This window comes from Caulobacter sp. CCG-8, assembly GCF_037402475.1.
Classification (GTDB): domain Bacteria; phylum Pseudomonadota; class Alphaproteobacteria; order Caulobacterales; family Caulobacteraceae; genus Caulobacter.
The window spans coordinates 19,343-32,468 of sequence record NZ_JBBEUD010000019.1 but is presented as its reverse complement, the minus strand read 5'-3'; the positions used below and the strand labels follow the sequence as shown (position 1 = coordinate 32,468).

General features: G+C 70.6%; 13 protein-coding genes. 5 read left to right on the top strand and 8 right to left on the bottom strand.

Going from position 1 to position 13,126, the window contains the following annotated elements; genetic code table 11:
• Window position 1 precedes the first annotated feature (1 nt).
• Genes WAE60_RS17910 through WAE60_RS17895 form a run of 4 tightly spaced genes read right to left on the bottom strand, consistent with a single transcriptional unit; the run spans window position 2 to window position 3,488 of the window.
• Window positions 2-832 carry a hypothetical protein gene (locus WAE60_RS17910; protein ID WP_337687744.1) on the bottom strand — a complete coding sequence of 277 codons (831 nt, stop codon included), beginning with the start codon at window positions 830-832 and terminating at the stop codon, window positions 2-4.
• Between the two features lie 9 nt (window positions 833-841).
• Window positions 842-1,702 (bottom strand): hypothetical protein, encoded by an 861-nt coding sequence (locus WAE60_RS17905; RefSeq protein ID WP_337687743.1) that lies wholly within the window; start codon window positions 1,700-1,702, stop codon window positions 842-844.
• A 10-nt stretch (window positions 1,703-1,712) separates the two neighbouring features.
• Window positions 1,713-2,558 (bottom strand): hypothetical protein, encoded by an 846-nt coding sequence (locus WAE60_RS17900; RefSeq protein WP_337687742.1) that lies wholly within the window; start codon window positions 2,556-2,558, stop codon window positions 1,713-1,715.
• A gap of 9 nt (window positions 2,559-2,567) precedes the next feature.
• Window positions 2,568-3,488, bottom strand: a complete 921-nt coding sequence (locus WAE60_RS17895; protein WP_029907343.1) for a hypothetical protein — start codon at window positions 3,486-3,488, stop codon at window positions 2,568-2,570.
• Between the two features lie 170 nt (window positions 3,489-3,658).
• Here WAE60_RS17895 and WAE60_RS17890 point away from each other — a divergent pair, with 170 nt between their 5' ends.
• Entirely contained in the window at window positions 3,659-4,273 is a 615-nt protein-coding gene (locus WAE60_RS17890) for a glutathione S-transferase (RefSeq protein WP_337687741.1), read from the top strand.
• Here the strand turns inward: WAE60_RS17890 and WAE60_RS17885 are convergent.
• From WAE60_RS17885 to WAE60_RS17875, 3 genes are all read right to left on the bottom strand, one after another.
• Entirely contained in the window at window positions 4,270-5,139 is an 870-nt protein-coding gene (locus tag WAE60_RS17885; protein WP_337687740.1) for a hypothetical protein, read from the bottom strand. The two genes, WAE60_RS17890 and WAE60_RS17885, sit on opposite strands and share 4 nt — an antisense overlap.
• A complete protein-coding gene (locus WAE60_RS17880) occupies window positions 5,136-5,930 on the bottom strand; it encodes a hypothetical protein (RefSeq protein ID WP_029907346.1) in 795 nt (264 codons plus the stop codon). The genes WAE60_RS17885 and WAE60_RS17880 overlap by 4 nt, the downstream gene beginning before the upstream one ends.
• 151 nt (window positions 5,931-6,081) lie before the next feature.
• Entirely contained in the window at window positions 6,082-7,056 is a 975-nt protein-coding gene (locus tag WAE60_RS17875; protein WP_029907347.1) for a hypothetical protein, read from the bottom strand.
• 81 nt (window positions 7,057-7,137) lie between these two features.
• On the opposite strand from WAE60_RS17875, the gene trmFO reads away from it, so the two are divergent.
• A complete protein-coding gene (gene trmFO, locus WAE60_RS17870) occupies window positions 7,138-8,556 on the top strand; it encodes a methylenetetrahydrofolate--tRNA-(uracil(54)-C(5))-methyltransferase (FADH(2)-oxidizing) TrmFO (protein ID WP_029907348.1) in 1,419 nt (472 codons plus the stop codon).
• Window positions 8,557-8,568: 12 nt separating this feature from the next.
• On the opposite strand, the gene WAE60_RS17865 is transcribed toward trmFO, so the two are convergent.
• Window positions 8,569-9,435 (bottom strand): DUF1206 domain-containing protein, encoded by an 867-nt coding sequence (locus WAE60_RS17865; protein ID WP_337687739.1) that lies wholly within the window; start codon window positions 9,433-9,435, stop codon window positions 8,569-8,571.
• A gap of 275 nt (window positions 9,436-9,710) precedes the next feature.
• Here WAE60_RS17865 and WAE60_RS17860 point away from each other — a divergent pair, with 275 nt between their 5' ends.
• From WAE60_RS17860 to puuE, 3 genes are read left to right on the top strand one after another with little or no spacing between them, the layout of a single operon-like run.
• Window positions 9,711-10,979 (top strand): allantoate amidohydrolase, encoded by a 1,269-nt coding sequence (locus WAE60_RS17860; protein WP_337687738.1) that lies wholly within the window; start codon window positions 9,711-9,713, stop codon window positions 10,977-10,979.
• The gene (locus WAE60_RS17855) at window positions 10,976-12,196 is read left to right on the top strand and encodes an alanine--glyoxylate aminotransferase family protein (RefSeq protein WP_337687737.1); all 1,221 of its coding nucleotides are present in this window, start codon (window positions 10,976-10,978) and stop codon (window positions 12,194-12,196) included. Before WAE60_RS17860 ends, WAE60_RS17855 begins: the two co-directional genes overlap by 4 nt.
• Window positions 12,193-13,110 (top strand): allantoinase PuuE, encoded by a 918-nt coding sequence (gene puuE, locus WAE60_RS17850; protein ID WP_337687736.1) that lies wholly within the window; start codon window positions 12,193-12,195, stop codon window positions 13,108-13,110. Before WAE60_RS17855 ends, puuE begins: the two co-directional genes overlap by 4 nt.
• Window positions 13,111-13,126 lie beyond the last annotated feature (16 nt).

The window sequence follows — 13,126 nt, the reverse complement described above, 5'->3', positions numbered from 1 at the left end:
GCTAGAAAACGTCGGCCCGGTCGGCCGGACCTTCCATCAGGCGATGGAAGGCGTAGCCGATCGGGCCGACCTGCACCGCGAAGGCCAGGGCATGGACCAGGCCACCGAAAACCCTGGACGCCATCGCGACAGGCCCGAAGGCCGTGTTCAGCGCGGCGGCCAGGGACGACGCCCGGAGCACCGGCGGCTGGGCCAGGCCCAGCGCGTCGCGCGCCCACGATCCCGCCCATTCGATCGCCATGGACAACAGCAGCGTCGCGACGAAGAGCGTCGCCAGCCGGACATGAAGCTTCCGGCTCGGACCCAACGCGCGCGCCAGGCGCAGGCGTCCGTCGGCGAGGGTCGCCGGCGCCGCCAGGGCCAGGCGGGCGCCCGCCGCGGTCAGCATCACGGCGCCCAGGTGCAGGGCCAGGCTCGTGGTGAGCGGCCCCGGCTCCAGGACCCTTGCGAGCAGGAAGACCCCGATCGGCGCCGCGATCACGATCGACATCACGGTCACCGGCGCCACGAGGACTAGAAGGCGGAGTTCGCCGCCGCCAAGGCGCGGCCAGGCCGCGCGGCGGTCGTCGGGCCGGATCGTCGCGCGAAGGACCGCCGCGCTCGCCACGGTCGTGGTCAGGACGTCCAGAACGAGGCCGCCGAGGCCCAACGGCACGGCGACGTCCGAAAGGCTCCGCCCCGCCGCGAAACCTTGCCAGGCCGCGACCTGGAAGCCGGCCAGGATGGTCCCGCCCACGATGAACACCAGCGCCCAGGACAGCGCCGCCAGCGGCCGTCGGGCGACCAGCCGGAAGCCGGACAGGACGCCGTCGGGCCAGGAAAGTGTCTTCACCCGCTCCCCCTAGTCGAACACCGCCGCCTGGTCGGCGGGATTCCTGCCGGTCAGGTCGCGATACAGAACCGCCATCGGGGCGTAGGCGACGACGCCCGCGAAGGTTCCGACCACCACGCGCGCCAGGTTCGGAACCAGGTGCTCGGGTTCGGCGGCGTAGCGCGCCAGTTCGATGATGAAGGGATCGTCGCCGATCTTCGCGTCGGCGCCGCCTTGCTTGAACACGTCGCCCAGCGCCGACAGCAACCATTCGCCGCCGCCGTAGGCCGCCAGAAAGAGCAGGGCGCAGACGATGGCCAGCCGATAGCGTCCGCGCGTCATCCGCCAGGACTCCGCGATCGCGATCCGCCGTTCGAAGAGCGTGATGGCGGGCGCTGACGAGAACCGCGCCAGCGACACCGCCGCCAGGACCAGAACGGTCACGAGCGTACTGGTCTTCGTCGCCAACTCGGAGTCACGGGCGACCGCGGCGACGATGACGACGAGGACGAAGACGCCGGCGAAAACGGCCACGAACATCAGGCACCAGACGAGTCCGAGGCGGAGCTCGTCGGCGCCCAGGCGCATCCAGCGACCGTCCGTCCGTTCCAGATCGGCGACCGCCCGGAAGACGGCGGCAGCCAGGATCGCCATGCCGAGGCACATCACCAGAAGGTTCGAGAACAGCACGCCGAACTGCAGCCAGCCGGCGCCCCGCTCCGCCCCGACATAGGACCACGGGCCCTTCAACCCATCGTACACGGCGTCCAGCAGGGTGCTGAACACGCTGAGCGGCAACAGGCAGGCGCCCCAGCCCAGCACCGCGAGCGGCGCGCGCCGCAGCAACGGAACGCCCGCGAGCACCAATCGGCTCAGCGTGGTCACGGTCATTCGGAGGGCCCTAGTCGAACACGGCGACCTGGTCGGCGACGGGATCGCCGACCAGGCTCCGACAGATGTAGGTCGCCGACGCGAACGGGATCAGCACGGCCAAGCCCACCAGCAGTCCCTGCGAGAGGAGGTGGCCTAGCACCACAGGCCGGACCAGGCCCGTCAGCGCGACCGCCAGGGACGGATCGTAAGTCAACGCGTTGTCCAGACCCAGCGCGGGGATCGCCGTCGCGAGCAGGAAACTGCCCAGGCCGCCGATAAGCCCGGCGATCAGCAGGGTGACGAGGAAGACGCCCAAGACCTTCCATCGCCGCGACCGCGTCAGCCGCCAGGACGCCATGAACCGCAACCGTCCATCCTGTACGGTCAAGGGGCCGGCCAGCGACAACCGGCTGGCCAGGACGATCGCCACGATCACGCCGAGCGCCAGGGCGGTGAACATGACGATGTCCTCCGAAGTCCCTCGCAAGCCGCCCACCGCGGTGACGGCCCCGCCCACGCCGACCGCCAGGAGGACGATGGCCAGGGCGAGGAAGACCACGAGCGACAGGAGGAACAGCCGGACCTCGTCGCCGCCGACCCTGATCCTTCCGCCTCGGACGACAGCCGCCGCCATGACCGCCATCACCAGAAGGAACACCAGGACGGCGATCAAGGTCGTCGCCGTACTGGCGGCCAGCAGGGACTCCGATTGCGTGAAGGCGGCCACTGTGTAGTGGCTCGAGATCACCGCCGTCACCCGCCCAGCGAACGTGGCCACCGCGCCGACCGCCGCAAGACCGAGAGTCGCCAGCGGTCGTCGACGTAGCAGGTCGAAGCCCGCCAGGACGGCCCGGCCGAACGCGAAATCCCCCACGCCCGGCGCCTAGCCGAAGGCGTCAGTCAGGTCGCGGCCCTTGAGCTGAGCGTAGATGGTCGGGGCCGGGGCGAAGACGATCAGCGACACCAGCACCGACATCAGGCCCTGCAGCAGCGAGCTGATCACCCCGCTCACCGACAACAGGTCCTTCAGCGACTTGGCCTCGTTCTGGAGCGCGTCGCCCACCGAGGCCAGGCCGCCGCCCATGGCGACGGCCGCGATCGAACCGACGGCGGCGATCATCACGAACAGCAGCAGATAGACCACCGCCGCCAGCACCGTGGCGATCAGATAGGTCCCGAACAGCGGCCAGAACCGACCCTTGGTCATGTCCCACGAGGCCTTCAGATCGATGCGGCCGGTGTCGAAGGCCAGGGTGCTGACGAACGACAGGCGCACCGACAGCAGGATCAGGCCGGCGATCAAGGCCACGAACGACACCAGGGCCAGCAGCACGCCCAGGCCCTGGCCGCCGATCGCCGTGCCCACGCCCGCCAGGATCGCCAGGCACAGCACGCCGATGAAATAGGCCCCGAACAGCACCAGATAGAGCAGCACCTGCACGGCCGCCTGACGCAGCTCGGCGCCGCCCAGCCGCAGATAGGCCCCGGCGCTGTCGTGCGGGCGCAGGACCAGGCGGTTGACCGCGGCCACGAGCACCGAATTGGTGATCAGCACATAGACCATGGAGGCCAGGAACAGAGGCCACAGGCCGCTCATCGCCGCCATGGTGGTCTGCGGATCGGGATCGGCCTCCAGCGCCTCGGTCAGGGCGGTCAGCTTGTCGCCGAAGGCCGACAGCACAAGGGCCGCGACGACGAAGGAGAGGATCGCCATGATCCCGGCCCAGATCGCCACCGTCTTGGGTTTCTCGCTCGCCGCCCGAAAGCCGGCCAGAGCCGCGTCCGTGGCCGAAAACTGATCCATCGCCATGCCCCGTTAAATCCCGACCACGCCTATCAAGGTTCGCGACCGTGCGACAGCCCCCGGGCCCGCTCCTTTTGAAGGGGCGGCGGAGATGTTCGCCCTGTGCAAACGCGCCCGCCAATTCTAACGTTCGTTTGACACGGTCGGAACAGGCCGGCGGGAGGACGATCATGAAGCTCTACGGCGAAGCCAATCCGGCTCCCAATCCGCGCCGGGTGCGCATCTTCGCGGCGGAGAAGGGGCTGGACCTGCCGGAGATCCGCATCGGCATGCGCCAGGGCGGCCACAAGTCGCCCGAGCACAAGGCGCGCAACAGCCTGGGCCAGGTGCCGGTGCTGGAGCTGGACGACGGCCAGACGATCAGCGAGAGCGTCGCCATCTGCCGCTATCTGGAAGCCCTGCACCCGGCGCCGCCGATGTTCGGGACCTGCGCCCTGTCGCAAGCGCGCGCCGAAATGTGGGTCCGGCGCATCGAGTTCCAGCTGATGGTCCCGGTCGGCATGTACTGGCGCCACGCCCATCCGCTGACGGCGTCGCTGCTGGTGCAGAACCGCCAGTTCGGCGAGTCCAACAGGCCCATCGCCGCCAGGGCCATGACCTGGCTGGACCGCGAACTGGCCGACGGCCGCGAATGGATCGCCGGCGACGCCTACGGGATCGCCGACATCGTGGCCCTGACGACGATCGACTTCGCCGGCTTCATCGGCCTGGAGGTGCCCGAGGAGGCCGGGCGGCTGAAGGCCTGGCGGGACCGGGCGTCGGCCCGGCCCAGCGCGAACGCCTAGAGGGGCGCCGGGGCCAGCTCGCTTTCGTGGAGGTCGTAATAGGCCCGGGCCGGGGCGGCCGTCAGCACGACCATCTGCACGGTGAAGAAGAACGGCGCCAGCAGCAGGTTGGCCAGGCCGGTCAGGGCCAGCATGACGATGTTGGTCGCCCCGCCCGACAGGCTGAGGATCAGGCCCGCCACGACGGTCTGGGCCACGCTGACCAGGAAGGTGATCACGAAGGCCAGGGCGTACATGCCCAGCAGGTGCCAGAAATGATGGTCGGTCAGGGCCCAGGTCCGGCGCAGCGACAGCTTGCCCTCGGCGAAGGTGGTGATCGACAGCAGCGACAGGCGGATGCCGAACCAGATCGACAGGCCGGCCACGGCGATGGCGCCCAGCACCTCGACCCAGCGGTTGGTCTCGACCGCGCCCAGGCTGATCAGCCCCGCGCCGATCAGCACCAGCACGGCGCTGGGCAGGGCGGTGACGATCAGGGCCACGGCCCAACCGACCAGGGCGACCACGAACTGCCGCCCCTCTTCGGCCCCGACCCGCAGATAGGCCATGCGCCGCTCCTGCGGATGCACCACCGCCCGCATGATCGCCACGCTGATCACCGACTGCAGGGCCACCGCGAAGGCGATCAGCGGCAGCAGCGTGCCCTTGCGGCGGGCGACGATGTCGATCAGCTCGCGCACGTCGTTGGTCCGCGACAGCAGCGCCAGGTCGGCCCGCACGGTGCCGCCGAACGCGAAGGCGACCACCAGGCCCAGCACGACCAGCATGGCGAAGTAGCAGGCGGCCCAGGCCAGCACGACCAGCGGCTTGCGGCGCGTCATGCGGACGCCTTCGAGGGCGGCTTGGACGGGCGAGAAGGTGGTCATGTCCGCAGGGTTCCAGGGGTCGGGGCGGGCTGGCGGCGATAGACGTCGACCAGGGCCGCGGTCCAGACCGGGATGAGATAGAAGAACACCAGGGCCACGCTGACCAGCTCGGGGATCAGCGCGCCCTCGGAAAAGCCGGCGACCGCCCGCAGATAGCCAATGGCGACCACCAGGATCACCGCCGGGGCGGCCAGGACCGCGCCCGCCGCCGCCAGGACCAGCACCACGCCGCGCGTGCGCCCGAAGGCGCTGAGCACCTGGATCCGGTCCAGGTCGACCGTGGCGGCCGGGGCCAGGGACAGGCGCAGGAACAGCCAGACCATGATCGCCATCGACAGCAGGGGCGGCAGGCTCGCGGCCAGGGCGCCGGGACCGTCCAGCGCGCCGCGCCAGGCGTCGACCGAGGTGATGTCCAGGCCGGGAGCGTTGCTCTTGGCGATCCCCACGACCACCGCCCCGACCAGCACCGCCAGCACGGCCATGACGACGGTCAGGATGACGGTGACCAGGGCCTGGACCGCCAGCAGCCGCCATTCCTGGACGCCCCAGCGCAGGCCCTTCCAGCCGGCGGGACCGCCGAACGCGTGGCGATAGAGGGCGCCGTAGGCCAGCGTCGTGGCGGCCAGCTCCAACGGCAGGCTCAGGAAGGCCAGGCCGGGCGACAGGGCGCGGGGCAGCAGGCCCAGCACGGCGCCGGCGACCAGGGCGGCCCAGCAGGCGCGCACCCCCGGCGTCCATCCCGCCATGCCGGCGCGAACGGTCCCGCCGATCGTCGCCGATCCCTCGCCCATCAAAGCCTCTCCCGTCCGCGATCGCGCGAACCCCTCAATCCCAAGAGACATAAGCGGTTCGCCCCCCGCTTGGCGACGAGTCGCGGCGGGTGTCACGCTGAATTTCGCCGGACGTGGCCGCGATGCCTCGTGGGCGCGCCGCGTGGACGGCTCAGGCCTTGCCCGCGCCCGAGGCCGCCAGTTCCTGATAGGCCTTGGCCCAGGGCGCGCCGACCAGGGCCATGGCGAAGGCGGCGATGACCGACAGCACGGCCGCGCCACAGGCGATCAACGGCCAGGAGGCCCGCAGCCAGACCTCGGGCGGCTGTCCCTTCAGGGGATCGAGGATTTCGGTCAGGCCCTCGCCGGTCCCGCTGGCCACCACCGCGAGCACGACGCCGCCGCCCACGATCGCGTAGAGCGCGATCTCCAGCACGATCAGGATCAGCGCCATCAGCAGCGCCATGCCAAGCAGCCGGCCGCTCTGGCCGCGCGTGAAGGCCCAGGATTCGAACAGGCGGAACTCCCCCTCGGCGAAGCTCATCGGCCCGGCCATCGACAGGCGCAGCACGCCCCAGATCAGCAGCCCCGCCGCCGCCAGGACCACCAGGACGATCAGGAAACCGGCGACCAGCTTGCCGCCGTCGCCCATCGCGGCCCCGGCCAGATAGACGATCATGCCCAGGATGAATCCACCGATCGCCACCGCGAAATAGGCCATCATGAACAGTATGCCCTGGACCAGCGTCACCAGGGCCAGCCACAGCTCCGACTTGCCCAGTCGCAGATAGGCCCAGCGCTTCTGGTCCGGCTGGAGCACGGCGCGGAACACGGCCCCGACGACCACGCCCTTGACCAGGGCGCCGCCCACCCAGCCGATGGCGTTCACGCCCATCAGGCTGCTCTGAAGCTGCATCATCCGCGCCAGCATGGCCGGGTCGTCGCCAGGCGTCGCCGCGGCCGAGCCCGGTTCGGGCATGGACTTGATGAAGGCGATGAACTGCGGGACCAGCGTCCACATCAGGCCGACCATCGGCCCGACCAGGGTCACCAGGATCACCAGCCCCCAGGCCAGCACCGCCAGCGGCGCGCGGCCGATCACCCCGAAGCCGGCCGTCGCCGCGCCCGAAACCGAAAACCTCGCCATCGTCGCCCCCGACGCTTCCCCGACAGGCGGGCAGCCTAGACACAGGTTTCATCCCGTGGCCAGCGGGGGTAAGAGGCGCCCATGAGCACTTCCCCCACTTCCGCCTCTCCCATCCACGTCATCGGTGGCGGCCTGGCCGGGTCCGAGGCCGCCTGGCAGATCGCCCAGGCCGGCGTCCCGGTCGTCCTGCACGAGATGCGCCGCCATGAGCCTTCCGGGCCCGTCCTCACCGACGCCCACCAGACCGACGGCCTGGCCGAGATGGTGTGCTCGAACTCGTTCCGCTCCGACGACTGGCAGTTCAACGCCGTGGGCCTGCTGCACGCCGAGATGCGCAAGCTGGACTCGCTGATCATGTCGGCCGCCGACCAGCATCAGGTGCCCGCCGGCGGCGCCCTGGCCGTCGATCGCGACGGCTTCTCGGCCGAGGTCACCCGCCGCATCCAGGCCCATCCGCTGATCACCATCGTCCGCGAGGAGATCGCCGGCCTGCCGCCCGCCGAGTGGGACAATGTGGTGGTCGCCACCGGCCCCCTCACCTCGCCCGCCCTGGCCGACGCCATCCTCGAGCTCTCCGGCGAAGGCCAGCTCAGCTTCTTCGACGCCATCGCCCCGATCATCCACGTCGAGTCGATCGACATGGACGTGGCCTGGCGCCAGTCGCGCTACGACAAGGAAGGCCCGGGCGGCGACGCGGCCGCCTACATCAACTGCCCCATGAACAAGGACCAGTACGAGGCCTTCATCGACGCCCTGCTGGACGGCCCCAAGGCCGAGTTCAAGGACTGGGAGCACGTGCCTTATTTCGACGGCTGCCTGCCGATCGAGGTGATGGCCGAGCGCGGTCGCGAGACCCTGCGCCACGGCCCGATGAAGCCGGTCGGCCTGACCAACCCGCGCGACCCGACCGTGAAGTCCTACGCCATCGTCCAGCTGCGCCAGGACAACGCCCTGGGCACGCTATGGAACATGGTGGGCTTCCAGACCAAGCTGAAGCACGGCGCCCAGGCCGAGGTGTTCCGGATGATCCCGGGTCTGGAGAACGCCCAGTTCGCGCGGCTGGGCGGGCTGCATCGCAACACCTTCATCAACAGCCCGCGCCTGCTGGATCGGTCCCTGCGCATGAGGCTGGCCCCGCGCCTGCGGTTCGCGGGCCAGATGACGGGTGTCGAGGGCTATGTCGAAAGCGCCGCCACGGGCCTGCTGGCCGGCCGCTTCGCCGCCGCCGAGCGCCTGGGCCGGACGCTGGACGCCCCGCCACCGACCACCGCCCTGGGCGCCCTGGTCGACCACGTCACCGGCGGCCACCTGGAAGCCGAGGGCAAGACCACCTTCCAGCCGATGAACATCAACTACGGCCTGCTGCCGCCGCTGGAAGCCCCCAAGGTCGACGAAGAGGGCAAGAAGATCCCGCTGAAGGAACGCGGCCGCGCCAAGAAGCGGCTGATGAGCGTGCGGGCGCTGAAGGACCTGGACGCGTGGACGGCCGGGGCGGCCTAGCCCCTCGGCCGCCTATGGGGTGACTTCCGGCGGCGGGCGGATGCGCCGGTAGCGCGCCTCGACCAGGCCGAACAGTCCGAAGGCGATCAGACCGGCAGCGACGAGGACGAGCGCCCCGCTGCCGAACGGCTGGTGCTCGATCGCCTGCAGCGCCCCGCCCCAACTGCGCGCCTCGCCGGCCCGCGCCTCCAGGCCGGCCAACACCAGGAAAACGCCCAGCGGCAAGCTGGCCAGGCCGCGCGCGCCGTAGCCGGCCTTGGCCAGGGGCACGACCCTGCGGCAGGTCTTGTCGTCGCAGTCGAGCCGCTTGCTGAAGTCCTGCATCAGACCCTGGACGACATTGCCGACCGCGAAAGCCACGACCGCCAGGCCGGCGGCGATCAGCAAGGCGTCGCCATAAGGCAGGTCGAGGACGGTCCGGGCGGCGTGATGGACGCTCTGTTCCTCATCGACCTCGCCGACATCTTCCAGTTCATCCAGCAGCTCGAAGGCCGACAGCGCCAGGCCGCCATAGACCAGTCCGCTGAACGCCTGGCCGGCCCGCACCGCCCAGGCCTTGAGCGTGCGTCCGTGCCGGTCGGCGTCGAACACGGCCTGCAGGACCCGCCAGGCCGCGAAGCCCGCGAGGCCGACGCCGATCGCGCCGATCAGCGCCCAGCCCAGCGGCCAGTCGGCCCAGGCGCGCAGCATGCCCTTGGCGCCCTTGGCGCGCGGCGTCAGGTCCAGGGCGGCCAGCAGGACGACGGTCCCCAGGCCCAGATAGACCAGACCCCGCGCCGCATAACCCAGCCGCGAGGCCAGCTCGATCGCCTTTGCGGCGTTCGTCCGCTGGACGCGCTTCACGAGCTTGCGGGGCAAGGCGTTGATCGAGGTCGACATGGTTCGTGCCCGGACAGCCCAACTGGATGAACCAACGGCGGCTTGGCGCGGGCGTTCCCTGGCCTCGTTCCGCACCTCATCAAGGGGCAGGCCTGTCTTTCGCTAAGTAAGTGATTTATGACTTAGCTGCAGGCGCCGGTCGTCAGGTCTGGCGCTTGCCTGGGCATCCGCGCGGGAAGCCGTCCCGCGTCGCCGATCATCGCGCGCTTTGCCGCTCGCCGATGCTAGGCAAGCATGTCACGGATAGGATGTACGGCAAAGGGGAGCCCGGCAGGGTGGCGGAGGCCTTCGAGATCGGCGACTTCAAGCCTGGCGTCCGGGCCAAGACCCGCTGCGACCTGATCGGCGCGCCGCCTTACAGCGAAGCCGAGGGCATGCTGGTGCGCCGCTTCCTGACCTCCGCCCACGACGAGGCCCTCAAGACCCTGGCCTTCTGGATGGAAGAGGCCGGCATGAGCGCCCGCCGCGACCACGCCGGCAACCTGGTCGGCCGCTACGAGGGCGCGACGCCGGACGCCCCGGCCCTGCTGGCCGGCTCGCACATCGACAGCGTCCGCAACGGCGGCCGCTATGACGGGGCCCTGGGCGTGATGCTGGGGATCGACGTGGTCGAGGCCCTGGCCCGCGCCGGCCGCCGCCTGCCCTTCGCGGTCGAGGTGATCGCCTTCGGCGACGAGGAGGGATCGCGCTTCCCCGCCTCCATGACCTGCAGCCGCGCCGTGGCCGGGACCGTCGATCCCAGCGTCATGGAGATGACCGACAGCGACGGCGTCAGCCTGGCCCAGGCCTTCGCCGCCTTCGCCCTGGACCCGACGCGCCTGGAAGAGGCCGCCCGCAAGCCCGGCGAGGTCTTCGCCTTCCTCGAGGCCCATATCGAGCAGGGCCCAGTGTTGGAAGCCGAGGGCCTGGCCCTGGGCGTGGTCACCGCCATCGCCGCCCAGAAGCGGCTGATGGTGCGGTTCGCGGGGGTGGCCGGCCACGCGGGCACCACGCCGATGAACCTGCGCAAGGATCCCGGCCCCGCCGCCGCCGAGGCGATCCTGGCGCTGGAGCGGATCTGTTCGGGCGGGAAAGACGGTCTGGTCGGCACCGTGGGCCGGATCACCGCCCTACCCGGCGCCTTCAACGTCATCCCCGGCGCGGTCGAGTATTCCATGGACGTCCGGGCCGAGGTCGCCGCCACGCGCGACGCGGCCGTCGAGGCCGTCACCGCCGAGATCCACGCCATCGCCGCGCGACGCGGCCTGGAGGCTTCGGTCACCCTGATGCAGGACCTCGCCGCCAGCCCCTGCGATCCCGGCCTGACCGCCCTGCTGGAGGACGCCGTCGCCGCGACCGGCCAAGCGCCGCGCCGCCTGCCCAGCGGGGCCGGCCACGACGCCATGGTCATCGCCGACCTCTGCCCCACCGCCATGCTGTTCATCCGCTGCGAGGGCGGGATCAGCCACAATCCGCGCGAGGCCGTGACCGAGGCCGACTGCGCCCTGGCGGCGACCGCCATGCTCCATTTCATCGACCAGCTAGAACGACGCGAACGCGCATGACCCAGACTTTCGGCGAACTCGACCACCCCGCCCGCCTGCTGATGGGGCCCGGCCCGATCAACGTGCACCCCCGCGTGCTGCGCGCCATGTCGGTGCAGCTGCTGGGCCAGTTCGACCCCGAGTTCACCGGCTACATGAACGAGACCATGGCGCTGTATCGTCAGGTCTTCCAGACCCAGAACCGCTGGACCTTCCTGATCGACGGCACCTCGCGCGCGGCCATCGAGGCGGCCCTGGTCTCGACCCTGGCGCCGGGCGACGACGTGGTGGTGGTCAACGCCGGGCGCTTCGGCCTGCTGCTGTCCGAGATCGCCGAGCGGTGCGACGCCCGCGTGACCCTGGTCGACGGCGAGTGGGGAACCGTGGTCGACCCGCAGGCGGTGGAGGACGCGGTCAAGCGCGTGCGCCCGCGCCTGGTGGCCTGCGTGCACGGCGACACCTCCACCACCATGGCCCAGCCGATCGAGGGGATCGGCGAGATCTGCCGGCGCTACGACGCCCTGCTCTATGTGGACGCCACGGCCACGATCGGCGGCATGTCGGTCCCGGTGGACGCCTGGCAGGCCGACATCGTCACCGGCGGCCTGCAGAAGTGTCTGGGCGGTCCGTCCGGCTCGGGTCCGATCACCATCAGCGACCGCGCGGCCGAGCACATCTTCGGCCGTCGCCACGTGGAGAAGGGCCTGGCGACCGGCGGGACGGTCGGCAACGGCCGCCGCATCGCCTCCAACTATTTCGACCTGGCGATGATCATGGACTACTGGTCCGACAAGCGCCTGAACCACCACACCGAGGCGGCCTCGATGCTGTTCGCGGCCCGCGAATGCGCCCGGGTGGTGCTGGAGGAAGGGCTGGAAGCCCGCTTCGCCCGCCACGCCCAGGCCGGCGCCGCGGTGGTGGCCGGGGTCGAGGCCATGGGCCTGCAGGTCTATGGCGACAAGGCCCACAAGATGACCAACGTCACCGCCGTGCTCGCCCCGGCCGGCGTCGACTACGACCGGGTCAAGGCCCGCATGCGCACCGAGTTCGAGATCGAGATCGGCGCGGCCTTCGGCCCGCTGGCCGGCAAGGTCTGGCGGATCGGGGCGATGGGCGTCAACGCCCGCAAGCACGCCGTGCTGCAGACCCTGGCGGCGCTGGAGGCGGTGTTGCGCTGGGAGGGCCTCAAGGCTCCGGCGGGCGCGGGCGTGGACGCGGCGGCGAAGGTCTTCGCATGACGACCTATCCCCGCGACCTCATCGGCCACGGCGAGCACCCGCCCCATGCCCAGTGGCCGGACGGTGCGCGCGTGGCCGTGCAGTTCGTGCTGAACTACGAGGAAGGCGCCGAGCGCTCCATCCTGCACGGCGACCCTCAGGCCGAGCACTTCCTGTCGGAGATGGTCGGCGCCCAGCCGATCCCCGACGCCCGGCACATGTCGATGGAGAGCCTCTACGAATACGGCTCGCGCGCCGGGTTCTGGCGTATCCGGCGGCTGTTCGAGGAATTCGGCCTGCCGCTGACCGTCTATGGCGTGGCCCAGGCCATGGAGCGCCATCCCGACGCCGTCGAGGCCATGCTGAAGTCCGGCTGGGAGATCGCCACCCACGGCTATCGCTGGATCGACTACCAGCACTTCCCCGAGGAGGTCGAACGCGAGCACATCGCCAAGGCCGTCGAGATCCACACTCGCCTGACCGGCGAGCGGCCGCTGGGCTGGTACCAGGGCCGCACCAGCCCCAACACCGCGCGGCTGGTCGTCGAAGAAGGCGGCTTCGTCTACGACGCCGACAGCTACGCCGACGACCTGCCCTACTGGGACGACCAGCACGGCAAGCCGCAGCTGATCGTGCCTTACACCCTGGACGCCAACGACATGCGCTTCGCCGCGCCCCAGGGCTTCAACAGCGGCGACCAGTTCTTCACCTATCTGCGCGACGCCTTCGACGCGCTGTACCTGGAGGGCGAGACCGCGCCGAAGATGATGAGCATCGGCCTGCACTGCCGGATCGTCGGCAAGCCCGGCCGGATCATGGCCCTGCGCCGGTTCCTCGAACACGTCACGAGCCACGACAAGGTCTGGGTCGCCAAGCGCATCGACATCGCCCGGCACTGGATCGCCACACACCCCTATCGAGGAACGAAGGCTTGAGCGCCCCGCCCCTGAC